The 21,712-nt window shown below is 57.0% G+C and carries 24 protein-coding genes; 12 read left to right on the top strand and 12 right to left on the bottom strand.

Annotated features, from left to right (window positions below; all coding sequences use genetic code 11):
- From FN806_RS16945 to FN806_RS16935, 3 genes are all read right to left on the bottom strand, one after another.
- Positions 1-95 (bottom strand): GTP-binding protein (locus FN806_RS16945; RefSeq protein WP_034866829.1); only part of this gene is annotated, 95 nt, incomplete at its 3' end.
- Between the two features lie 116 nt (positions 96-211).
- A complete protein-coding gene (locus FN806_RS16940; protein WP_142639296.1) occupies positions 212-802 on the bottom strand; it encodes a hypothetical protein in 591 nt (196 codons plus the stop codon).
- 95 nt (positions 803-897) lie between these two features.
- Positions 898-3,246, bottom strand: a complete 2,349-nt coding sequence (locus tag FN806_RS16935; protein ID WP_142639294.1) for a DNA topoisomerase IV subunit A — start codon at positions 3,244-3,246, stop codon at positions 898-900.
- Between the two features lie 201 nt (positions 3,247-3,447).
- Here FN806_RS16935 and FN806_RS16930 point away from each other — a divergent pair, with 201 nt between their 5' ends.
- The 6 genes from FN806_RS16930 to FN806_RS16905 all read left to right on the top strand — a co-directional run bounded on the left by FN806_RS16930 (position 3,448) and on the right by FN806_RS16905 (position 7,755).
- Positions 3,448-4,050, top strand: coding sequence for an SH3 domain-containing protein (locus FN806_RS16930; RefSeq protein ID WP_246097307.1), 603 nt, complete (start codon positions 3,448-3,450; stop codon positions 4,048-4,050).
- Between the two features lie 68 nt (positions 4,051-4,118).
- Positions 4,119-4,946 carry an SDR family NAD(P)-dependent oxidoreductase gene (locus tag FN806_RS16925; protein WP_142639291.1) on the top strand — a complete coding sequence of 276 codons (828 nt, stop codon included), beginning with the start codon at positions 4,119-4,121 and terminating at the stop codon, positions 4,944-4,946.
- 80 nt (positions 4,947-5,026) lie between these two features.
- Complete coding sequence (locus tag FN806_RS16920; protein WP_142639289.1) at positions 5,027-5,230, top strand: twin transmembrane helix small protein; 204 nt, start codon at positions 5,027-5,029, stop codon at positions 5,228-5,230.
- Complete coding sequence (locus FN806_RS16915; protein ID WP_142639287.1) at positions 5,231-5,803, top strand: cob(I)yrinic acid a,c-diamide adenosyltransferase; 573 nt, start codon at positions 5,231-5,233, stop codon at positions 5,801-5,803. It abuts the gene before it with no gap.
- A 264-nt stretch (positions 5,804-6,067) separates the two neighbouring features.
- The gene (locus FN806_RS16910) at positions 6,068-6,826 is read left to right on the top strand and encodes an electron transfer flavoprotein subunit beta/FixA family protein (protein ID WP_142639285.1); all 759 of its coding nucleotides are present in this window, start codon (positions 6,068-6,070) and stop codon (positions 6,824-6,826) included.
- A complete protein-coding gene (locus FN806_RS16905; protein WP_142639283.1) occupies positions 6,826-7,755 on the top strand; it encodes an electron transfer flavoprotein subunit alpha/FixB family protein in 930 nt (309 codons plus the stop codon). The genes FN806_RS16910 and FN806_RS16905 overlap by 1 nt, the downstream gene beginning before the upstream one ends.
- A 61-nt stretch (positions 7,756-7,816) precedes the next feature.
- Here FN806_RS16905 and FN806_RS16900 read toward each other — a convergent pair whose 3' ends face one another.
- Entirely contained in the window at positions 7,817-8,638 is an 822-nt protein-coding gene (locus FN806_RS16900; RefSeq protein ID WP_246097305.1) for a DUF6473 family protein, read from the bottom strand.
- A 162-nt stretch (positions 8,639-8,800) separates the two neighbouring features.
- Between FN806_RS16900 and FN806_RS16895 the strand changes: the two genes are divergently transcribed.
- Positions 8,801-9,676, top strand: a complete 876-nt coding sequence (locus FN806_RS16895; protein ID WP_142639281.1) for a 3-hydroxybutyryl-CoA dehydrogenase — start codon at positions 8,801-8,803, stop codon at positions 9,674-9,676.
- 65 nt (positions 9,677-9,741) lie between these two features.
- Here the strand turns inward: FN806_RS16895 and FN806_RS16890 are convergent, their stop codons facing one another.
- From FN806_RS16890 to FN806_RS16860, 7 genes are read right to left on the bottom strand one after another with little or no spacing between them, the layout of a single operon-like run.
- Positions 9,742-10,641: a lysophospholipid acyltransferase family protein gene (locus FN806_RS16890; RefSeq protein ID WP_142639279.1), complete on the bottom strand. Its 900-nt coding sequence runs from the start codon at positions 10,639-10,641 to the stop codon at positions 9,742-9,744.
- A gap of 39 nt (positions 10,642-10,680) precedes the next feature.
- Complete coding sequence (locus tag FN806_RS16885) at positions 10,681-10,950, bottom strand: HPr family phosphocarrier protein (RefSeq protein ID WP_142639277.1); 270 nt, start codon at positions 10,948-10,950, stop codon at positions 10,681-10,683.
- Entirely contained in the window at positions 10,947-11,360 is a 414-nt protein-coding gene (locus tag FN806_RS16880; protein ID WP_142639275.1) for a PTS sugar transporter subunit IIA, read from the bottom strand. The genes FN806_RS16885 and FN806_RS16880 overlap by 4 nt, the downstream gene beginning before the upstream one ends.
- Complete coding sequence (gene rapZ / locus FN806_RS16875) at positions 11,357-12,250, bottom strand: RNase adapter RapZ (RefSeq protein WP_246097304.1); 894 nt, start codon at positions 12,248-12,250, stop codon at positions 11,357-11,359. The genes FN806_RS16880 and rapZ overlap by 4 nt, the downstream gene beginning before the upstream one ends.
- The gene (locus FN806_RS16870; protein WP_142639273.1) at positions 12,235-12,705 is read right to left on the bottom strand and encodes an HPr kinase/phosphorylase; all 471 of its coding nucleotides are present in this window, start codon (positions 12,703-12,705) and stop codon (positions 12,235-12,237) included. Before FN806_RS16870 ends, rapZ begins: the two co-directional genes overlap by 16 nt.
- A 4-nt stretch (positions 12,706-12,709) precedes the next feature.
- Positions 12,710-14,428 carry a sensor histidine kinase gene (locus tag FN806_RS16865; RefSeq protein ID WP_142639271.1) on the bottom strand — a complete coding sequence of 573 codons (1,719 nt, stop codon included), beginning with the start codon at positions 14,426-14,428 and terminating at the stop codon, positions 12,710-12,712.
- Positions 14,429-14,460: 32 nt separating this feature from the next.
- Positions 14,461-15,165, bottom strand: a complete 705-nt coding sequence (locus FN806_RS16860) for a response regulator transcription factor (protein ID WP_142639269.1) — start codon at positions 15,163-15,165, stop codon at positions 14,461-14,463.
- 347 nt (positions 15,166-15,512) lie between these two features.
- Between FN806_RS16860 and FN806_RS16855 the strand changes: the two genes are divergently transcribed.
- The 3 genes from FN806_RS16855 (at position 15,513) to FN806_RS16845 (ending at position 18,341) form a co-directional block, all read left to right on the top strand.
- The gene (locus tag FN806_RS16855; RefSeq protein ID WP_142639267.1) at positions 15,513-17,111 is read left to right on the top strand and encodes a phosphoenolpyruvate carboxykinase; all 1,599 of its coding nucleotides are present in this window, start codon (positions 15,513-15,515) and stop codon (positions 17,109-17,111) included.
- Positions 17,112-17,384: 273 nt separating this feature from the next.
- Positions 17,385-17,762, top strand: a complete 378-nt coding sequence (locus FN806_RS16850; RefSeq protein WP_246097302.1) for a hypothetical protein — start codon at positions 17,385-17,387, stop codon at positions 17,760-17,762.
- A gap of 36 nt (positions 17,763-17,798) precedes the next feature.
- Complete coding sequence (locus tag FN806_RS16845) at positions 17,799-18,341, top strand: hypothetical protein (RefSeq protein WP_246097300.1); 543 nt, start codon at positions 17,799-17,801, stop codon at positions 18,339-18,341.
- Here the strand turns inward: FN806_RS16845 and FN806_RS16840 are convergent.
- A complete protein-coding gene (locus FN806_RS16840; protein WP_142639265.1) occupies positions 18,338-19,102 on the bottom strand; it encodes a sulfite exporter TauE/SafE family protein in 765 nt (254 codons plus the stop codon). The genes FN806_RS16845 and FN806_RS16840 overlap by 4 nt on opposite strands.
- 144 nt (positions 19,103-19,246) lie before the next feature.
- Here FN806_RS16840 and FN806_RS16835 point away from each other — a divergent pair, with 144 nt between their 5' ends.
- Together FN806_RS16835 and FN806_RS16830 are read left to right on the top strand one after the other, a co-directional pair.
- Positions 19,247-20,938, top strand: a complete 1,692-nt coding sequence (locus FN806_RS16835) for an acyl-CoA dehydrogenase family protein (protein ID WP_142639263.1) — start codon at positions 19,247-19,249, stop codon at positions 20,936-20,938.
- A gap of 216 nt (positions 20,939-21,154) precedes the next feature.
- Positions 21,155-21,712 carry a hypothetical protein gene (locus FN806_RS16830; protein WP_142639261.1) on the top strand — a complete coding sequence of 186 codons (558 nt, stop codon included), beginning with the start codon at positions 21,155-21,157 and terminating at the stop codon, positions 21,710-21,712.

The raw sequence follows: 21,712 nt of genomic DNA, 5'->3' as shown, positions 1-21,712 counted from the left end.
ATTGCTGCGGTCAGCGTCGTCTTGCCGTGGTCAACGTGGCCAATCGTGCCGATGTTGACGTGCGGCTTATTACGCTCAAACTTTTCCTTTGCCATTCCTCAGGCGCCCTTTTGTGCTTTGGGGGACCCTTGGTCCCGTGGTTACATCTGCGCGCGCGAGATATTGGGTTCAAAGGAGAAAATCAAGCACATCCTGCGGGAAATGCCGTTCTTTAAGCCGGATTTTGCGTTGCTACACCTGAATCGAGTGGCTGGATCAGTTCGGGACGCCGGTCGAACCAACCGTTTTCCAAATGTTCCTCGGCCAACCATTCTTCGACTCGGTCCGCAACTTTCAGAGCCAGCCCGCTCATTTGCTCTTGCTTTGTCCGTTCATGGCCCGACCCTTTCAGGGCACTGCCGCCGGTTGTGTCTTCCAGCACCTGGAATTGCTTACCTTTGGCAAGAAACTCTTTCTTGTTCACGTCATAAACGTTGACCAGAACAATCGCAGTGCTCTTGGGGTTATAGATCACCGGAATGCCGGGAGGGGCCAGCATGTAGCCCTCGAGGCTGATGCCGATGTCGTATTCCTGAGCGCCCGTATAGCGCCCAAGGCGGATGTCCAACGCGTTTTGAATGGCAGCAGTCCATTCGTCGGGCGTCGCATCCCGGCTTACCGGTCCCTGCACCGCCTTATCGGCAAAGGCATAGTTTACCCGCAACTTGAATTCGCCCAGCGACTCAGGCTCTTCGTAAACCTGCGTTTGGGTGCAGGCGCCCATCAGGGCCAATCCGGTGATCAGTGTCAAAATGCGCAACATATCTCGTCTCGATAGGCCTGTTTTTCTTTGATCTAACGCACCGATACGGCTTGTGCCAAGCGGTATCGGCATAAATCCTCTGTGACCGGGCCTGATCAGGAGAATTTAAAATCACGCGGGAAGCCGTATGGCGGCTTTTTCCCGACGCTGGCGCGCTTGGCCAGCCATTGCGAAAGATCTGCCTCGTGCCGGGTTTTGTCGCCACCCATGGACCATTTCAGGCCCTCTTCCCAGTTGAAGGTGGTGATATCTGACAGCCCGCCGTCCAATTCCAGCGTCCCCTGCCGCCCGCGCGCCATATTGTATTTTTGCAGGCGAACGCCCTTGCCGCGGGTCATTTCAGGCAGTTCCTCGGTCGGGAAGACCAGAAACTTGCCGTTCTGAGAAACCACTGCAACGTGGTCACCTTCGATCGGTTTACAGATAATCGCTGTTTCGTCGCCTTTGACGTTCAGCACCTGTTTGCCGTTTCGGGTCTGCGCCAGCACATCATCCTCGGGCACGGTGAAGCCGTTACCCGCATCCGAGGCCACCAGCAGCTTGCGCCCCGGCTTGTGGATCAGGATGTCGATTATCTGCGCCTCATTCGGCAGGTCGACCATCAGGCGCAGCGGTTCGCCCATACCCCGACCGCCGGGCAGATTCGCGGCACTGATCGTATAGAATCGACCGTTCGAGGCAAAGACCAGCAGCCGATCGGTGGTTTCCGCATGGAAGATGAACCGTGGCCCATCGCCATCCTTGAACTTCAACTCGCGGTTCAGGTCGATATGGCCGGTCATGGCGCGAATCCAGCCCATCTGAGAGCAGACAACCGTGATCGGTTCGCGGTCGATCATCGCCTCAAGCGGGACCTCTTCGACCTGACCGGCTTCGGCAAACTGGGTGCGCCGCGCTCCGCCCTCATAGTCCTTGCCGAAGGTTTTCTTGGTCTCTTTCAGTTGCTCGGCGATGCTGGCCCATTGCAGGCTTTCGTCGGCTAGCAGATCTTCGAGATTGGCACGTTCCAACATCAGCTCATCGCGTTCGCGAACCAGCTCCATCTCTTCCAGACGGCGCAAGCTGCGCAGACGCATGTTGAGAATTGCGTCGACCTGGACCTCGGACAGCTCGCCCTCGCCCGGTTTGGGCGAGACATAGTCGGCCTCATTGGTGGCGCGGACATGGTCGATGCCCCAGTCTTCGCGCATCAGCGCAGCCTTGGGGTCATCGTCATAGCGGATAATGTCGATCACGCGGTCAAGATTCAGGAAGGCAACGATAAAGCCCTCCAACACCTCCAGCCGATGGTCGATCTTGGCCATCCGGTGGCGCGACCGGCGCAGCAGAACCTCTTGCCGGTGATCAAGGAAGGCGCGAAGCACTTCTTTCATCGAGCAGACTTTGGGTGTCACCCCGTCGATCAGCACGTTCATGTTCAGGCTGAACCGCACCTCAAGGTCCGAGTTGCGATAGAGCATGCCCATCAGAACCTCGGGGTCCACATTCTTGGAACGCGGCTCAAGGATCAGGCGGATGTCATCTGCGGATTCGTCACGAACGTCGCCAAGGATCGGGATTTTCTTGGTCTGAATCAGCTCGGCGATCTTTTCGATCAGCTTCGATTTCTGAACCTGATAGGGAATCTCGGTGACGACGATCTGCCACTGACCGCGGCCCAGATCCTCGACCTCGAACTTACAGCGCAGGCGGAATGACCCGCGCCCGGTGCGATAGGCCTGCGCGATATTCGCAGGCGGTTCAACGATTACGCCGCCGGTTGGGAAATCCGGTCCGGGCACGTAGTTCAGAAGCGTATCGTCGCGCGCATCCGGCGTCTTGATCAGATGCAAACAGGCGTCACACAGTTCCGAGATGTTATGTGGCGGGATATTCGTCGCCATGCCCACCGCAATACCGCTGGAGCCATTGGCCAGCAGATTCGGAAATAGCGCGGGCAGAACCACCGGTTCGGTCAGCGTGCCGTCATAGTTGTCACGGAAATCGACAGCATCCTCGTTCAGACCCTCAAGCAGAGCCTCGGCCACGATGGTCATCCGAGCTTCGGTATAACGAGAGGCCGCCGGGTTATCGCCGTCGATATTGCCGAAATTCCCCTGCCCGTCGACCAGCGGATAGCGCACATTAAAATCCTGCGCCAAACGCGCCATCGCGTCATAAATCGCGGCATCGCCGTGCGGGTGATAGTTACCCATCACATCGCCCGAGATTTTCGCCGACTTACGGAACCCGCCCGTTGCACTGAGTCGCAGTTCGCGCATCGCATAGAGGATTCGCCGATGCACCGGCTTCAGACCATCCCGTGCATCGGGCAAGGCCCGGTGCATGATGGTGGACAGCGCATAGGTCAGATAACGTTCACCAATCGCGCGGCGCAGCGGTTCGGCTACTTCGCCCCCGTTCTCGGGGGCCACCATATTGGGGTCGTCGATCGTATCATTCATAGATGATGTGATACGACGCAAGGGCGCGCGGGTAAAGCAAGCAAGACATATTTTACTGGGGACAAGTGGCGCTTTTTGCAACAGGGGGAGGCAACCCCCCGATTTCCCCCGTTTTTCGACTTGGGTCGCGAATTATGCTAGGATGTCTGACATTAGTCTGCTGCCTTTTTTTGTTTTGATTGATCGACCGGGGGATGCGCCATGACGCGCCTGATTGTAATGAGTTTCGCTGCACTTGGCTGGTGCTTTTACGTCATGAGTGGCGGGCCTAATTTCGAGCCGCGCGGTGTGCGGTCAGAACAGCCTGTGCGAGTCGCCTCGAAAGCGGCCCCCAAAACCGTAGCACCGTCTCCGGCAAAAGAGCTTGTGACAAATGTCGCTATGCGCTCGCCGGTCGTGCGCGAGCGCCCGATTGATCCCCAGCCAGCAGTCGCAGCGATTGTCGCAGAACCCGCCAGTCTGGACACTTTCAACGCGCTTTCGGTGTTTGACGATCAGACTGCCAGCATCACGCTTGCGTCCCTGGAAGACGGTGTAACTGGCCTGAAGCAAATCACCAAGGACGTGCAGCCTGAACCCGCCGCCCAGCCTGAACCCAGGAAAGATATCCGGGAAATCTCCGGGACCCGCGTGAACATGCGTGACGGCCCTGGAACGATCTACCCGATTGTTGGCAAAGCGCGCATCGGCCAGAAGGTCGAGGTGCTAAGTGACTCGGGCACCGGATGGTTGCGACTGCGCGTGTTGCCGCAGCAACAGGTGGGGTGGATTTCGACCTCTTTGGTCAGAAAAACACCAGACTGACGTGGAGCAATGATTGTCCCCATACTCTGTGCACCCTAGCTTGGGGCTGGTTCAGAATCGGGAAAATCATGCAGAAAACCATTCTAATTACTGGCTGCTCATCGGGCATCGGACTGGATGCGGCGCATGGGATGCGCGCGCGGGGCTGGCGCGTGTTTGCCTCGTGCAAACAACAGCGCGATTGCGACCGGTTGCGGGCGCAGGGGTTTGAAAGCCCGTGCATTGATTATACCGACACGGCCAGCATATCCTCGGGTTTGAACGAAGTGTTGGAGGCCACCGGAGGCACCCTGGACGCGCTGTTCAACAATGGCGCACATGGCCTGCCCGGCGCGGTCGAGGACCTGCCGACCGAAGGCCTGCGTCAGATTTTCGAGGCGAACTTCTTTGGCTGGCACGAACTGACCAGGCAGGTCATCCCGATTATGCGCAGTCAAGGACACGGGCGAATCGTTCAGAACTCTTCGGTGCTGGGTCTGGTGGCCTATCCGTGGCGCGGCGCCTATGTGGCCACGAAATATGCAATCGAAGGGCTGACGGATACACTGCGCCTGGAACTGGCTGATACGGGGATCAAGGTCATTTTGATCGAACCTGGCCCGATCACATCTAAAATCCGCGAAAACTCAATCCCATTCTTCGAGCGGTTCATCAACTGGCAAAACTCGGCCCTGCGCGAGCGGTATGAGTCCTCTTTGTTGAAAAGACTGTACGAATCGTCGGGGCCGGATCGGTTTGAACTGCCCGCATCAGCGGTTACGACCAAGCTGGCCCACGCCGTAGAATCCAAGCGCCCGCGCCCCCGATACTATGTGACAACACCTACATTTATCGCCGGTTGTTTGCGCCGCATTCTATCGACACGTGCGATTGACCGCATCCTTGCAGGGGTCTGAGGCGAAATAACCCGTTCGCTTTTGGCACGCACGGGGCTAGATGATAGCCCTAGGCAAACAGAAACACGGACGGTGTACTCATGGACCTAATGATGGTCATTTTGCTTTTGGCCATGGCGGCGGTTGTCGTCGTATTGGCGCTTGGCATCTCGAATTTTGGCAAAAGCGGCAGGGACGCGGCACTGAAAAGCAACAAGTATATGCGCCTGCGTATCCTGTTTCAGTTCATCGCCGTGATTCTGATCGTGCTTTACGTCTGGCTGCGCGGTCAGGGAGGTCAGTAAATGGTCGTATTGAACAAGATTTACACCCGCACCGGTGATGATGGCAAAACCGCACTCGGCAATGGCGAACGCGTCGCCAAATACTCGGGCCGCGTGACCGCTTATGGCACCGTGGACGAGTTGAACGCCTTTGTCGGCGTCGCCCGGACCGAGGCAGATGGGGATGTCGAAGCTGCACTCGCCCGCATTCAGAATGACCTGTTTGATCTGGGCGCAGATTTCTGTCGTCCCGACATGGAAAAGGATGCCGAAGCAGACTATCCGCCTCTGCGCATCGTGCCCTCGCAGATTGACCGGCTGGAGGTTGAAATCGACGCGATGAACGAAGCCTTGGAACCGCTGCGCAGTTTCATCCTGCCCGGTGGCTCGCGTCTTGCGGCGCATCTGCATGTATGTCGAACCGTATCGCGCCGGGCCGAACGGCTTGCGGTTGAGCTGACCAACATGGAGCCGGTCAACGAAACCGCAGTCAAGTACCTGAACCGTCTGAGCGACTGGTTCTTCGTCGCAGCCCGTTGTGCCAATGAAAACGGAACCCAAGATGTTCTGTGGGTTCCGGGCGCGAACCGCTGAAAGCGGCGTCGCGTCCAGTGGACGCGGCGGCGACCGGAAGGGCGAAGCCCCGGCCCGACGGGCGGGCGCAAACCGATAGCTTTCTGCCTTTTGGGTGGATGTCTGGTGCTTGGTCACGTCAAAAATAGCAAAACGCGACGTCCGTTGCAGATGACGTGACGATTTTGCCCTGTTGCCGCCTGAATTGAATCGCTATTCAAGCCCTCATGAACATTGGTGGAGTCGCGACGCGGCTTGCCGTTTTTTGTGAGGAGCTAGCGCAAAATGAAGGTACTCGTGCCTGTCAAACGCGTGATTGACTATAACGTTAAAGTTCGCGTCAAAGCGGATGGCAGCGGTGTCGATCTCGCCAATGTCAAAATGTCGATGAACCCGTTCGACGAAATTTCTGTCGAAGAGGCAATCCGCCTGAAAGAAGCAGGCAAGGCAGACGAAGTCGTCGTTGTTTCTATCGGCGTAAAACAAGCCCAGGAAACACTGCGCACTGCGCTGGCCATGGGCGCGGACCGTGCCATCCTGGTCGTTGCTGCAGATGATGTCCATCAGGACATAGAACCTCTGGCCGTTGCCAAGATCCTGGCCAAAGTGGTCGAGGAAGAGCAGCCCGGTATCGTTCTGTGCGGCAAGCAGTCTATCGACAACGACATGAATGCAACTGGTCAGATGTTGTCAGCTCTTTTGGGCTGGTCACAAGGCACCTTTGCGTCCGACATCGACATCGACGGCGACAGCGCAAAGATCACCCGCGAAGTCGATGGCGGCATGCAAACCATCAGCGTCAAAATGCCGACAATCGTGACCGTGGACCTGCGCCTGAACGAGCCCCGTTACGCGTCGCTGCCCAATATCATGAAGGCGAAGAAAAAGCCGCTGGACGAGAAAACCGCCGCTGATTACGGCGTCGACGTCTCGCCGCGCCTGGAAGTCGTCAAAACCGAAGAACCACAGGCACGTGCCGCTGGCATCATCGTCGGCTCGGTAGACGAGCTTGTCGCGAAACTCAAAGAAGCGGGGGCTGTGTAATGGCTGTTCTTCTTCTCGCCGAAGTCAACAATGGTGAACTGGCGCTAGACGCAACCGCCAAAGCTGTAAACGCAGCAAAGGCACTGGGTGATGTAACCGTTCTGGCCGCAGGCGGTTCCGCTGCTGCTGCCGGTGAAGCTGCCGCCAAGATCACCGGCGTCTCAAAGGTTCTGGTCGCCGAGGACGAATCGCTGGGCCATCGCCTGGCAGAATCCACTGCTGCGCTGATCGTAGGTCTGGCTGATGGTTATGAACACATCGTTGCCCCCGCCACCACCGATGCCAAGAACGTTATGCCGCGCGTTGCCGCGCTGCTGGACGTCATGGTCATCTCGGACGCGTCCGGTGTCGTCGACGGCTCGACCTTCGAACGCCCAATCTATGCGGGCAACGCGATCCAGACCGTCAAATCTGTGGACGCCAAAAAAGTCGTCACTTTTCGAACCGCAAGTTTTGATGCTGCGGGCGAAGATGGCTCGGCAGCCGTTGAGACCATCTCGGTCGGCGAGAACCCCGGTCTATCGTCCTGGGTCGAAGACAAGGTAGCTACAAGCGACCGCCCCGAGCTGACTTCGGCTGGCGTTGTTGTGTCGGGTGGCCGTGGTGTCGGTTCTGAAGAGGACTTCAAGCTGATCGAAGGTCTCGCTGACAAGCTGGGGGCCGCAGTTGGCGCATCGCGCGCCGCAGTCGACTCGGGCTATGCTCCGAACGATTGGCAGGTGGGTCAGACCGGCAAGGTTGTTGCCCCGGATCTGTATGTCGCTGTCGGCATCTCGGGTGCGATTCAGCATCTGGCCGGTATGAAAGACTCGAAAATCATCGTGGCGATCAACAAAGACGAAGAAGCGCCGATCTTCCAGGTTGCCGATTACGGTCTGGTCGCCGACCTGTTCCAGGCCGTTCCGGAACTGACCGAGAAACTCGGCTGATCAACGGGATAGACTTTTCCACGAAGAATCTTGCATTGGGCCCGCCATCGGCGGGCCCTTTTCATTGCAGGTTTCTGATCGGACCGACCAAGGCGTCAGCAATCGACCTGTGTGCTGCAGGACCTATCATATATTCCGCCATGGGCTGTTGCAGTGTTCCAAACAGCATATCTTCAAGCTCATCGGACTGCCCCGACACGCTGACCGTCACCTCAACGATCTCGGCGCTGAGAGGGCGCAGGGCCTCGATCATCTGTGGCGTGATCCGAATATCAGCACCGTGCTTGGGCTGATCACTTTCTGCCTCACGCAGGACCTGCAAATTCAACAAGACAACAGGCGCTTCAAGCGCCTCAACAAGCCCCCCAATGCGGTCGATCCAATTCCGCCGCAGCTCTTCTGCGATTACCTCGAACCGCGCATCATTGCGGCCCTGCAACAAAATCATCAGGTGATGTACGAAATGGACATCGGCAAAGTCGATCTCGGGATAGAGAGATTTCAGATCCTCTGTCGGAGCCAGAAAACGGTCGTTGCGTCGGGGATGAACCCGGTAGAATCGATTGGACTGCCCCAATATGTCGCTAAGCTGCACCACGCAGAGCTCTGCTTGGTTCAGTAAACCCCTCAACTCCGTGTCATCGCACAGCGCATCTACGCCGCAAAAAAGGCTTCCGAAATTCAGGCACCGTCTGTCCAACCTCTCTTCGAGAACTGCCGCGAATGGCTGCTCGACGAATCGCCCGAATGTTTCGGTCCCACCTGCGCAGGCCACAAATGACTTCTCCAGCGAACGCATTGGCCCACGAAACCACAATCGTGACTCACCGTATTGGCACACGTCATGCTCGAGTCTTCCTGAGCCAGCTTGATGATAGCTCATATCACTCACCCAATTTTCACCCGGATGCCATCTTGCAGCCGCAAGCCTTGAGAATCTCCTAATGTGCGCATTTGAAGCAAAGTCGAACGGCCTGATCCCCTTGCCGCCCGCCCCGATCTGCCGATAGTGTCATCCTACCCCGTGGCACAGAGGCATCAAAAAATGGATGTAAAATCAGTCGGAGTGATTGGCGCAGGCCAAATGGGCAATGGTATCGCCCACGTACTGGCTTTGGCGGAATATGACGTTCTGCTGAACGACGTTAGCCAGGACGCGCTGAACAGCGCCATGGCGACGATTGAAGGAAATATGGCGCGCCAGGCATCGCGCGGAAAAATTTCGGATGAGGAGATGCAATCCGCGCTGAAACGCATCACGACCACAATGGAGCTGCCACAGCTGGGCCAGACTGACCTGGTGATCGAGGCCGCAACCGAGCGTGAAACCGTCAAACAAGCCATTTTCGAAAGTTTGCTGCCACATCTGCAACCGCATACAATCCTGACGTCAAATACGTCATCTATTTCGATCACACGTTTGGCGAGCCGAACAGACCGGCCCGAACGCTTTATGGGTTTTCACTTCATGAACCCAGTTCCGGTGATGCAACTGGTTGAACTGATCCGGGGCATTGCTACGGATCAACCAACATTTGCTGCCTGTAAGGCCGTTGTAGACCGCCTGGGCAAAACCGCCGCCAGCGCCGAAGATTTCCCGGCTTTCATTGTCAACCGCATCCTGATGCCGATGATCAACGAGGCCGTATACACCCTGTATGAAGGCGTGGGGAATGTTCAGTCGATTGACCAATCGATGAAATTGGGCGCAAACCACCCGATGGGACCACTAGAACTGGCTGACTTTATCGGTCTGGACACCTGTTTAGCCATTATGAACGTGCTGCATGATGGATTGGCCGATACCAAATATCGCCCTTGTCCGCTGTTGACGAAATATGTCGAAGCGGGCTGGCTGGGACGTAAAACGCAGCGTGGTTTTTATGACTATCGGGGCGAGGCGCCAGTGCCGACCCGGTAAAGGCCACCGCCCGGAATTCATCCGGGCGCAGCCACGAGATTGTCCTGATCAGGTGAAATTGCAGGTCAGAGCTTGGTTGCCTGCCCAAGACCCAGCGTGTGCTTTCTGAGCCAAGCCATAAAGCCGCGCGGATCTCGCTCCAGCAGCTGCATATCCTCATTCGAGATCGGTTCTCCGATCACCGGGGATTGCGGTTTGTTGCAGGATCGAACGATCTCGTGCAGCAACAAACCCTGGCGCAGAATCGCAGAAAGTTTGTTGGCGATCTGGTAGGCACGCGAATTCCTGCCAGGGAAAAAGATCGGCAGGACCTGCGCGCCGGATCGACGGATCATTTTGGCCGTGAACACGTTCCACTCACGCTCGATCACCGGCCCGAACCAGTCATCCGAAGACATCACAACGCCTGAAGGGAACAAGGCCACAACGCCCCCGTTTTTCAGATGCTCCATCGCATTGCCGCGCATCTCAAGCATCTTGGCCTGTGCCTCGGGATCGTGCGGGAAGGGCACCGGAATCATGAACGACGTCGCCGCCTCGTCCAAACCTGTCAGAACCGAACGGGTCAAGATCCGATAGTCGCTGCGGACCCTGCCGATCAGCTCTGCCAAAATCATGCCGTCGACCATGCCATGGGGATGGTTGGCTACGACGACCACGGGCCCCGTTTTCGGAATACGCGCGATCTGTTCCTCTGGCGTGGTCAGGTCGATGCCCATTATGTTAAGCGCACCTGCCCAGAACCGTTGGCCGCGGAATTGTTCATTCTGCTTCTCGAACTTGTTAACCATACCCAAAATGGTCAACTTACCCGTACACCATTCAATGGTGCGAATCGCTGTTGCAGTCCAAGGGTCGTCGAACGAGTTTGCGTAGGTCAGGGTCTTACGATCATAGATCTCGCCCTGGTCCTTGGTCCCATCCACCACCGGGCCTGTCTTGGTCTCGTGCGTTGTTTCCGCCAATTCCTGGTTATCCCGTTCTTCGTATCACGGCGGGTGCGGTCAGAAACCTTCTCCGAACTTGTCGTTCACCAGAGTCTCCAACGCATCAGCCAACGCCTCAGCATCCGGTCCGGACGTCTCGACGTCAATAGTCGTTCCGCGAGACGCTGCCAACATCAAAAGACCCATAATGCTGTCGCCGGATGCGGAAAGCCCGTCTTTCGACACCTCGGCCTGAGCGTCGAACCCTTCTACCAACTCAACCAGCTTGGCCGAGGCGCGGGCATGCAGGCCCTTTTCATTGATAATTTTCAAGCTTCGGGTGGTCATTCTTTATCTGTCCGGTTCTCGTCAAACGTCACATTTTGCGCATTGATATACTTACGTCCAGCTTCCATTGCCTGCCGCACGGCTTCGCCAATCGGCAGGTGGCGGGATTTGGCCAGTTTTATCAACATGGGAAGATTTGCGCCGTAAAGGATACGGCGATCCTGCGGCGCGCAGGCACGCAGGCTGAGATTCGACGGGCTTCCGCCAAACAGATCGGTCACGACGACAACACCGTCACCAACATCAACACTGTCGGCGGCCGCACAGATTTCCGATTGCTTCGCTTCGCGATCATGATCGGCCTCGATCGAGATCGCGGCCAGGCCGGGCTGATTGCCGACCACATGCTGCATCGCGGCCAAATATTCTTTGGCCAGCCCACCATGTGCTACGAGTACGATCCCGATCAATCCGGCCTCACATTCAACGATCGTCTTTCCATTTCGCGATGCCTAATTGCCACTTGCTGCCCCCCCTCTGCAAGGGCCCTTGCAACCGCTTCGGCCATTGCAACCGATCTGTGTTGCCCTCCGGTACAGCCAAAGGCCACGGACAGGTAGGCTTTGCCCTCGGCCCGGTAGGCGGGCAACAACAAAGTCAGCAGGTCAACCACCCTTTCGAAGAAAGGCGCATAGTTCGCGTCGGTTTGAATATAGCTCGCCACATCCGAATTGCGACCATCTTCGGCCCGAAGCTCGGGACGCCAGTACGGGTTGGTGAGAAAACGGCAGTCAAAGACCATATCCAATCCGCGAGGCAAACCACGCTTATAGGAAAATGATTCGATGGTTACCGCCAGATGCCGCCCACCCTGAGGTGCAAACCAACGCTCTACCTCTTCGCGCAGTTGGTGAACATTCAGTGGCGTGGTATCGATCAACGTATCTGCAAGTTCACGAATTGGGGCCAGCGACTCTTTTTCCTGGCGCACGCCGGTTTCAGGGCTGGCATCCGCAGACACCGGGTGACGTCTGCGGGTTTCCGAATACCGGCGCAGCAGGACTTCATCGCTGCAATCGAGATAAAGCGTGGTCAGGTCAACCTGTTCCATCCACCGAAGCTTAGCCAGCAATTCGATGACGCCAATCGTGGAAAAATCGCGGTTGCGCGCATCAATACCAAGCGCCATGGGACGGTCGGTTTTTGGCCCGTCTAATAGACGCAGCAAAAGACCCATGGGAAGGTTGTCGATGGCCTCGAACCCCAGATCCTCTAAGACACGGATTGCGGTGGACCGGCCTGCGCCGGATGGGCCGGTGACAAGTACGATGCGTCTTTGGGTCGTCATTGATTGGGCCATTCCGGGTCTGCGCACCCGTTTTTCATCAGTAGCAATAGCGCTGCTGGTAAATTGGAGACGCCAGCGCCCCGAAGCAAGGGAACAGTTTGCCTCAGGATAAGAATTGAACGGGGTTCTGGCAGGCGCTCGGGTTCTTCTTGCGCCATGTCCACCACAAAGCCAACCGGCACCGGCCCAACCGAGACTGCCCGCAACAGGCCAAGACCTCTTGCCTCGATCAGTCCACCGATATTTGGAGCCGCCTCTGCCAAGGCGAGATTGCCATCCATATACAACCGAACCCGATCGTCCGCGACCAGATCGGCCCCCAACGCCATCATCTGCAAAGACAGCGCTGACTTCCCGGTGCCCGAAGGCCCCACGATCAAAACAGCACGGTCTGCTATCGCGACGCAAGAGGCGTGAACGATGGCAGTATCTTTGTGTTCAACAGAGGAGAGTGCGGACGTGCTCACCGCGTCAAACCGGCAGGCCCACGACGAATCGCGCGCCCTGAGGGTCTGAAGTTATGTCCGCTTCGGTCGGGCGGATATTCTCGGCCCAAATCACCCCGCCATGCGCCTCGACAATCTGTTTCGAGATCGCCAGACCCAACCCCGAGTTATTGCCGAAATGCTCAACGGGACGTTGGGAATAGAACCGTTTGAACACTTTGGTCAGGGCCTGCTCGGGGATGCCTGGGCCGGTGTCTTCAACAACAACCAGAACCCGATCCTCGCGCCGGCGTACCCACACACGTATGGCATCGCTTTCTTCGCAGAAGGAAATCGCATTGGTGATCAGGTTTACGAACACCTGCGCCAATCGCGCCTCAAGCCCGGTCACGGTGATTGGTTCGGGCGGCAGATCAGTGATGTAATCGATTCCCTTGGCGCGCGCATCCTCGCCCAGATACTGACCGAGGTTTCCGATCAGGTTCAACAAATCAAATGGCTGTTCTTCCTCCTTGACCAGTTCGGCGTCCAGGCGCGAGGCGTTCGAAATGTCGCTGACCAGACGATCCAGCCGACGGACATCATGTTCGATCACCCCCAACAGCTTGTCGCGCTGGTCGTCTCTTTTAACCATGCGCAACGTGCCCACAGCAGATTGAAGGCTGGCTAGGGGGTTTTTGATCTCATGCGCCACATCTGCCGCGAATTGTTCGTTTGCATCAATCCGGTTGTACAGCGCTGTAACCATGCCGCGCAAAGCTCGGCTGAGTCGTCCGATTTCGTCCGGTCGCGCGCTCAGATCGGGGATGCGGATGCGGCCCGGGTTGACCCCCGCACCGCGGTCTTTGCCCATCTCGGCGGCGGATGCCAGATCGGCCAGCGGGTTGGCGATGGTCGATGCAAGGACAAGGCTCAAGCCAACGGAAACCAAAAGCGCCACGACGAACATGCGCAGGATCCGCTCTTGATCACGGCGGGCCAATGCGTCGATTTCTCCGGCGGGACCGGCCATGGCAACTGCGCCAACGGGCTTTCCATCCAGTTGGATCGGGGCCGCAGCAACGATAACCGTTTCGCCTGCGTCATCCTGAACCGCCTGAACCTGAATATGCCCGGTCAGCGCCTGTGGAATGATGGCCTGAACGCGTTGGGCCAAGGTTGGCGCTTCGCTGGTTTCATCTTGCTTGAACACTTTGGACAGCCCGGTCCAAACCGCGTTCAAGGCATCACTGATCAGTGTGCTTCCAGTCTGCGCATCAGCTTCTGAGCGCAGCATGACCGGCATCTCTGAGACCGCAGGCGCGCCGCGCGTCCAACCAATCAGCGTCCCACGAGCATCGTAAACAAAGACTTCACCGCCGACCGGCAGGCTGAGACCAGCCAACGTATCTTTGACATCCAGGATGGCCGCGTCGCGGGTAATGCCAGTCACATTCTGTCGCAGTTGGGTTTCAAATACGTTGCTGACCAACTGCGCATCCCCAACTAGGTTCCGGGCGGTCTGCTGCACCTGTTCTTCTCGCGAATTATCCAGATATAGCAATCCGGTGACCAGAATCACCAATGCAATCATGTTGAATGTGATGATCTTGCGCGCCAGAGGCGAGCCCCGCAGGGAAAACAGATTGCGGCGGCCGCGTGTGGCCCTGAGTTCGGCGGCATCGTCGCTCTGGGGGATGACCCAGTCATCCCCCAGAACGACGTCACCGTCGCGTAACTCGTTTTCTTGCTCAGTATCGCGCACGAGACCCAGTAACCCCTTAACTTAGGCCACGCTTATTCTTCGTTGTACCGATACCCAATACCATACAACGTTTCGATGGCCGAAAACTCCGGATCAGCAGCGCGCATCTTTTTGCGCAGACGCTTGATGTGGCTGTCGATCGTGCGGTCATCTACATAGACCTGATCGTCATAGGCAACATCCATCAGCTGATCGCGGCTTTTGACAAATCCCGGACGCTGCGCCAAGGCCTGCAGCAGCAGGAACTCGGTCACTGTCAAAGAGACATCCGATCCCTTCCAGCTCACCGCGTGGCGCAAGGGGTCCATCCGCAATTCGCCCCGTTCCATCACCTTGGCGTCGCCTGTGTTGGCAGCCACGGGATCACCCGAGGTCGCTTCCTGACGGCGCAGCAAGGCCCGTATCCGTTCTACCAGCAACCGTTGCGAAAAGGGCTTTTTGACATAATCATCAGCACCCATACGCAAACCCAGAACTTCGTCGATCTCGTCATCTTTCGAAGTCAGAAAGATCACCGGCATCTGGGTCTTCTGCCGCAGTCGCTGCAGCAAATCCATGCCATCCATACGCGGCATCTTGATATCCAGCACTGCCATATCGGGCAGCTTCTTGTTAAACGCATCCAGAGCAGCCTGCCCGTCGTTATACGTTTCTACCTCGAAACCCTCGGCTTCGAGCGTCATGGATACGGACGTCAGAATGTTCCTGTCGTCATCCACCAGTGCAATCTTTGACATCGGGTTAACCCCTATTCCTGCTCTCATACGAAACAATTCGCTTATTTGTAGAGCATTTTTGTCGTTTTTATGGCCGCGAATCAATCACCATCTACGAATCGTGCGATTGTTGTCACACACATGCGGCAAAAAAGCCGTTAATGGTCTTCGAAAAGTGTCTGTATTTCCGGCAGAAAAAACATGGTGGCGCTAAACCTGAACTTGGTTGCGCTAACTGCGCCAAACCGTCCTGTTCACGCCCTAAACGACCATGATAAGACCCGCCCAATCGCCGGTTTTCCCGGTACACTGCCCCAAGAGCGCACCTTGGCCAATCTGCCGCCGCGCCGCCACAGGAGAAGACACACATGACATCTGGACGGGTGAACCCGCAATTCCGCCTCGAAGATCAGGGCATCGAGGGTCTGGGCAATGTCTATTACAACTTCATGGAACCGGCACTGATTGAAGAAGCTCTCAAGCGGGGTGAAGGTACACTTGGCAATGGCGGAGCTTTTCTTGTCAGTACCGGCAAGTTCACTGGCCGTTCTCCCAAGGACAAGCATGTTGTCCGCACCGACAGTGTCGCCGATTCGATCTGGTGGGAAAACAACGCCGAGATGAGCCCCGAGGGTTTCGAAACGCTTTATGCCGATATGATCGAGCACATGAAGGGTCGTGACTATTTTGTGCAGGATCTGGTCGGTGGCGCCGACCCCGCTTATTCGATCAACGTGCGCATGGTCACCGAACTGGCATGGCATAATCTGTTCATCCGTCACTTGCTGCGCCGCCCGGATCGTGAAGACCTGGATGAGTTCATCGCGGATTTCACAATCATCAACTGTCCCAGCTTCCAGGCTGATCCGGCCAAGCACAACTGCCGTAGCGAGACAGTGATCGCACTGAACTTCGACCGCAAATTGATTCTGATCGGCGGCACAGAATATGCCGGTGAAAACAAGAAATCCGTCTTCACCCTGCTGAATTACATGCTGCCCGAAAAAGGCGTGATGCCGATGCATTGCTCGGCGAACCATGCGGTCGGCAATCCCGTTGATACCGCAGTCTTCTTTGGCCTCTCGGGAACTGGCAAGACCACCCTGTCCGCTGATCCGGCCCGCACCTTGATTGGCGATGACGAACATGGATGGTCAGACCGTGGCACTTTCAACTTCGAGGGCGGGTGCTATGCCAAGACGATCAACCTGAACGCCGAGGCCGAACCCGAGATCTATGCAACCACCAGCAAATTCGGCACCGTGATCGAGAATATGGTTTTCGATCCCGAGACCAAGGAGCTGGATTTCGAAGATGACTCGCTGACCGCAAACATGCGTTGCGCCTATCCGCTCGAGTATATCTCCAATGCCTCGAAAAGCGCGTTGGGCGGGCATCCGAAGAACATCATCATGCTGACTTGTGACGCGTTTGGTGTTCTGCCCCCGATTGCGCGGCTGACCCCCGCTCAGGCGATGTACCACTTCCTGTCGGGCTTCACCTCGAAGGTTGCTGGCACAGAGCGCGGCGTGACCGAGCCCCAACCCACATTCTCGACATGCTTTGGCGCGCCGTTCATGCCGCGTCGCCCAGAAGTCTATGGCAACCTGCTGCGCGACAAGATCGCCCAGCACGGCGCGACCTGCTGGCTGGTGAATACCGGCTGGACTGGCGGCGCCTATGGCGTTGGCAGCCGGATGCCGATCCGTGCGACCCGCGGTTTGCTGACTGCCGCTCTGGATGGATCGCTTCGGGATGCGGAATTCCGCAAGGATGCGAATTTTGGCTTTGATGTGCCGGTTTCCGTCCCCGGTGTCGCCGAAGTTCTGCTGGATCCGCGACGCACCTGGGACGACCAGGCCGCTTTCGATAAACAGGCTGAGAAGCTGGTTCAGATGTTTGCTGAAAACTTTGAGCAGTATCTGCCTTTTATCGATGAAGACATCAAAGCCGTAGCAATCGGTTAATGTTGCAAAAGGGGGGCAAACCTCTCCCCTTTTTTCGGACAGCACATCTGTTGGCAATCGTCCTTATACGTCTAACGTAAGGTGTCCTTACAAATTCGTTGCCCGATTTGCCGGTTTAAGCTATCCAATGATGTCATTAAGACAAATTCGCCCGACGCAATCGCGCCGGGCGTTGTTTAAAAATACCTTGGGTAACTCAGCCGCGCACTCACATTCGCGAATTGAGAAACCTAATCAGATAGCAAGTGTATGCCAATGGGGATGAGTGTCAATATGAGACTTTCTGAACATTCAGATTTCAGTTCGTCTCATACCGCTGCTTTGTCGCAGCGCGTGACATGGGAAACGACAGGTAACGAAATGACTGAAATCTTGAAACTGACCGAACTGCGCAAACTGATGCAAAGCATGGAGCGCACGCTGGGGCTGGAACAACTCTCACCGGTAGAGCGCGATATCTATTACGCCGCCGAAGAACTGTCCAAAGCTGACCAGGAAGTTCGGACATTTGGGTTGATTGAACACACGCTTGTGCAAAGCGTCTCGCGCCCGACCTTTTTTCGTGCGCTGAAGTCGCTGGTGCAGAAGGGGTATTTGTCACAAAGCGGTAGCGCGAACCGTGGACGGTATGTTGTGCATGCGCCTAAGTAGTAAAGCGTTTGATCTGCGCATTGCTGGCTGACCGCCGTGCGCAGATGGGCCTCTGAAACGTTCTTTGCCTCACTGGCCTACGTGATTGCCTCGTTCCTTACGTTCGAGGTTCTGATGCCACTGCAGAACGTATTCTTCCCCGAATATCCCAGCAAGGCCAGCTTGCTGTTTCTCCCGCATGGTGTGCGTGTGCTCTCTGCTTGGTTGTTGGGGTGGCGGGCGATTTTTGCGCTCTTGCCCGGTGTCTTTCTTGTGTTTGCCTTTCTCGGCGGAAGCGACGTCTTCCTGCCCAACCGTCTGGCCGCCATTGCAATCGCCGTCACAACCGTTCCTGCTGTATTTTACCTATGCAAATGGGTCGGCTTCGATCTGTTTCCCCACCCGGACCGCAAACCATGCTGGTCCTGCGTCATGGGGGTCGGGATCGTCACGTCAATATTGGTGTCCGTGCTGACCAACCTGGCTTTTGGCAGCGGTGGGTTGGAATATATCGCCTTCCTGATCGGCGATATCTCGGGCCTGTTCTTTCTGATGCTGGGGCTCTATTTCACGCTGCGCGCGATAGATCGGCATGCCTAGCCCATCAGCCCGCGCCGCAACAGGTTCAGCCCTGCGATAAGCAGCACGAACAGGGTGATCTTGCGAAACAGCGCCTGATCTATGCGCGACTGCAGTTGCAACCCCACCCACATGCCCGCCAGCCCCGGCAGCACCAGAGCAGCCGAGAACGGAGCGGTTTCGGCGCGGAAAATCCCGGAGCCCATATGCGCGAACAGCAACGCCAGCGCCCCCAAACCATAGATGACCCCCTGCACACGCATCTGCACCGCTTTCGGGGTGTTTAAGGCGGTCAGATAAGCCACGGTTGGTGGTCCCCAAATTCCAGACATCCCCCCGACAAAGCCTGCAACCGCGGCGATCATGCCCTCTATTCGGGCAGATGGGCTGGCCAATTTCAGACGCAGCCCCAATACCTGGATCAATGCAAAGACTGTCACCGGGATGCCAATCATCAACAAAAAAGTTGATGCTGGCACTGCGCTGACCAACTGAGCACCAATCAGCAGAAACACCAACCCGACAACCAGAAATACACGGAACTGACGGATCGAGGACACGGCGGCCGGAACACCCCCGCGCAATGCCTGCACCCCATTTGTCACCAGGGTTGGCAGGATAAGCCCCGCGATCGCCATATCCGGCGAAAGGAACATGCTCAGCCCCGAGATCAGAACCATTGGCATGGCGAACCCGACCATGCCTTTGACCCAACCGGCAATGAAGGCAACCCCACAGGCCAGCAGCAGTTCTTGGGCAGAGAGCATAGAAAACAACGTCATGTCCCCCTGATATCACTCCTGACAGGTGCTGCACTGCAAAAATGATCAAGCAACTTTAGAACTTTTTAGTCGCATAATTCGTATTTTTGTTGCGCTGCACGTGCAGCATGGTATGACCAGACGACTTTAGGAGAAAGCTGATTCATGGCCCATGACGGACAGGATATGACCCAGATGATTGCATCCGCGATTTTGCCCGAGCTTCTGACGCTGACACGTGCGGCTCTGCCGGCTGTGGACACCGTATTCGAACGCGCCCGCGAGTCGGTCCGCGCGATGGTGACAGAAGATGGTCGCGTGTCCGGCGCTCTGATCGAGGCCAATCAGACCGCCGCTCATGGGTTGGCATGGCTGGCGACATACAACCAGTCGCTGCAGCAAATGCAACGCTGGGCCGATGCTTTGGAGGCAGAAGGCAAATTCGGCGAGATCGAGCAGCTGCTGCACCAAATCGCCTTTGGTGAATACTTGCATCAGGTCGCGGGCGGCATCCCAATGAACCAGGGTGAGATTTTGCGTCTTCAGGACATGGGTCTGGGCTGGGACGCGCTGTCCGGTTTCCAATGCGCTGAAGTTCAGACACTGATGGCACAGGCCAATTCACAGGCTGCACGCAGTCGCTTGGTTGAACTGATGGAAGAACAGGCCGGTGCCACGATGTTCGGAATGTCGGGCCTGGACGAAGAACTGGAAATGATCCGCGACCAGTTCCGCCGCTATGCCCAGGAAAAGGTCGAACCAAACGCCCATGATTGGCACCTCAAGGATGAGCTGATCCCGATGGAGATCATCGAGGAACTTGCCGAGATGGGTGTATTTGGCCTGACCATCCCCGAAGAGTTCGGAGGGCTTGGCCTTTCCAAGGCCTCGATGTGCGTGGTGTCCGAAGAATTGTCGCGCGGCTATATCGGCGTCGGATCGCTGGGCACCCGGTCCGAGATCGCGGCCGAGCTGATCATTGCCGGTGGAACGGATGAGCAAAAAGCGCAGTGGCTGCCCAAGATCGCCAGCGCCGAGATGCTGCCGACAGCAGTTTTCACTGAACCCAACACAGGCTCTGATCTGGGCAGCTTGCGCGCCCGAGCAGTCAAGAATGCCGAAGGTGATTACGAGATCACCGGCAACAAAACCTGGATCACCCATGCGGCCCGGACCCATGTGATGACTTTGCTGGCGCGCACCAACTCTGAAACTTCCGATCATCGCGGCCTGTCGATGTTCCTGGCGGAAAAGACGCCCGGCACGGACGACAACCCCTTCCCCACCCCTGGCATGACCGGTGGCGAGATCGAAGTTCTGGGTTATCGCGGGATGAAAGAATACGAGCTGGGCTTTGATGGCTTCAAGGTCAAGGGTGAGAACCTACTGGGCGGCGAAGAAGGCAAAGGCTTTAAGCAGCTCATGGAAACCTTCGAATCCGCCCGTATCCAGACCGCAGCCCGCGCCATCGGTGTGGCCCAAAGCGCGCTGGACATCGCCATGCAATATGCGCAGGACCGCAAACAGTTCGGCAAGTCGCTGATCAACTTCCCCCGCGTGTCCGGCAAGCTGGCGATGATGGCAGTCGAGATCATGATCGCACGACAGCTGACCTATTTCTCGGCTTGGGAAAAAGACAACGGTCATCGCTGCGATCTTGAGGCCGGGATGGCCAAGCTGCTGGGCGCCCGCGTGGCCTGGGCTGCTGCCGATAACGGCCTGCAGATCCACGGCGGCAACGGCTTTGCACTGGAATACAAGATCAGTCGCGTGCTGTGTGACGCACGTATTCTCAATATTTTTGAAGGGGCTGCCGAAATTCAGGCACAGGTGATCGCGCGGCGTTTGCTGAGCTAACCTGTAACGGCAACCCTGTTTCCCCGACTTGACCCGGCGCGCGCGCCGGGTCTTTTTTTGCCCAAACTACTGCAGCCCTCAGTTCCTCGAAATCCTGCCCTTACCTTCCCTGCTGTCTACGTTCAGCCATGACCAGCCACGGCAGAAACTTCCCCCTATCGCAGCGCCGATATTCCCGGTAGATCAGCGTGCGATCACGAACCAGCGGCGAACCACATGACCCGATCCATTCTTGCCCTTCTGGCCACGCTTGCGGCCTTGGCCCTTGCTGGCTGTGCCACCACCTCTCAGCCGACAGCAACGCAGAACGACATAGACGAACTGGCGTTGGCCATCCGTTCCATGGGTCCCGCGGTTGATCCAGCCGAGGCACAGAAGGCGGCCAACATTGCCTATACCTATTCGCAGCGTCTGGCCCGAGAATGGCAGGTCACCGACCCGGCCATCATCCACAACGCCAAGGTCATTAACGGATTTCGTGAGCGCGGCCTGTGCAACGACTGGGCCGAAGCGATGACCAGCCGTTTAAGGGCCGAAAACTTCCGCACCCTGGAAATGCACTGGGCTACATCACCGCCAACGCCGCTGAGGATCATCCACCATTCCGCAGTGATCAGCGCAAAGGGCGACACGATGTTCGAAGGCATCATCCTTGACCCATGGCGCAACAGTGGCGCGCTGACATGGGCGCCAACGCGCGAAGATACGCGATACAACTGGCGTACCCGCATGGAGGTGCGCACCGCTTTGCTAAACGGAGAGCAACCCTACTGA

Origin of the sequence: Ruegeria faecimaris, from assembly GCF_900182615.1 — a bacterium.
In the GTDB taxonomy this organism is placed as follows: Bacteria; Pseudomonadota; Alphaproteobacteria; order Rhodobacterales; family Rhodobacteraceae; genus Ruegeria; species Ruegeria faecimaris.
The sequence above is the reverse complement of the archived record's forward strand: the minus strand, read 5'-3'. Positions and strand labels throughout refer to the sequence as shown.

Coding starts and splice junctions, on each gene's coding strand:
- FN806_RS16935 (WP_142639294.1), bottom strand. CDS start 3,246: ATGAATGATACGATCGACGACCCCAATATGGTGGCCCCCGAGAACGGG.
- FN806_RS16900 (WP_246097305.1), bottom strand. CDS start 8,638: ATGAGCTATCATCAAGCTGGCTCAGGAAGACTCGAGCATGACGTGTGC.
- FN806_RS16925 (WP_142639291.1), top strand. CDS start 4,119: ATGCAGAAAACCATTCTAATTACTGGCTGCTCATCGGGCATCGGACTG.
- FN806_RS16860 (WP_142639269.1), bottom strand. CDS start 15,165: ATGTCAAAGATTGCACTGGTGGATGACGACAGGAACATTCTGACGTCC.
- FN806_RS16905 (WP_142639283.1), top strand. CDS start 6,826: ATGGCTGTTCTTCTTCTCGCCGAAGTCAACAATGGTGAACTGGCGCTA.
- FN806_RS16915 (WP_142639287.1), top strand. CDS start 5,231: ATGGTCGTATTGAACAAGATTTACACCCGCACCGGTGATGATGGCAAA.
- FN806_RS16940 (WP_142639296.1), bottom strand. CDS start 802: ATGTTGCGCATTTTGACACTGATCACCGGATTGGCCCTGATGGGCGCC.
- FN806_RS16835 (WP_142639263.1), top strand. CDS start 19,247: ATGGCCCATGACGGACAGGATATGACCCAGATGATTGCATCCGCGATT.
- rapZ (WP_246097304.1), bottom strand. CDS start 12,250: ATGGCCCAATCAATGACGACCCAAAGACGCATCGTACTTGTCACCGGC.
- FN806_RS16930 (WP_246097307.1), top strand. CDS start 3,448: ATGACGCGCCTGATTGTAATGAGTTTCGCTGCACTTGGCTGGTGCTTT.
- FN806_RS16855 (WP_142639267.1), top strand. CDS start 15,513: ATGACATCTGGACGGGTGAACCCGCAATTCCGCCTCGAAGATCAGGGC.
- FN806_RS16830 (WP_142639261.1), top strand. CDS start 21,155: ATGACCCGATCCATTCTTGCCCTTCTGGCCACGCTTGCGGCCTTGGCC.
- FN806_RS16910 (WP_142639285.1), top strand. CDS start 6,068: ATGAAGGTACTCGTGCCTGTCAAACGCGTGATTGACTATAACGTTAAA.
- FN806_RS16850 (WP_246097302.1), top strand. CDS start 17,385: ATGAGACTTTCTGAACATTCAGATTTCAGTTCGTCTCATACCGCTGCT.
- FN806_RS16920 (WP_142639289.1), top strand. CDS start 5,027: ATGGACCTAATGATGGTCATTTTGCTTTTGGCCATGGCGGCGGTTGTC.
- FN806_RS16885 (WP_142639277.1), bottom strand. CDS start 10,950: ATGACCACCCGAAGCTTGAAAATTATCAATGAAAAGGGCCTGCATGCC.
- FN806_RS16895 (WP_142639281.1), top strand. CDS start 8,801: ATGGATGTAAAATCAGTCGGAGTGATTGGCGCAGGCCAAATGGGCAAT.
- FN806_RS16840 (WP_142639265.1), bottom strand. CDS start 19,102: ATGACGTTGTTTTCTATGCTCTCTGCCCAAGAACTGCTGCTGGCCTGT.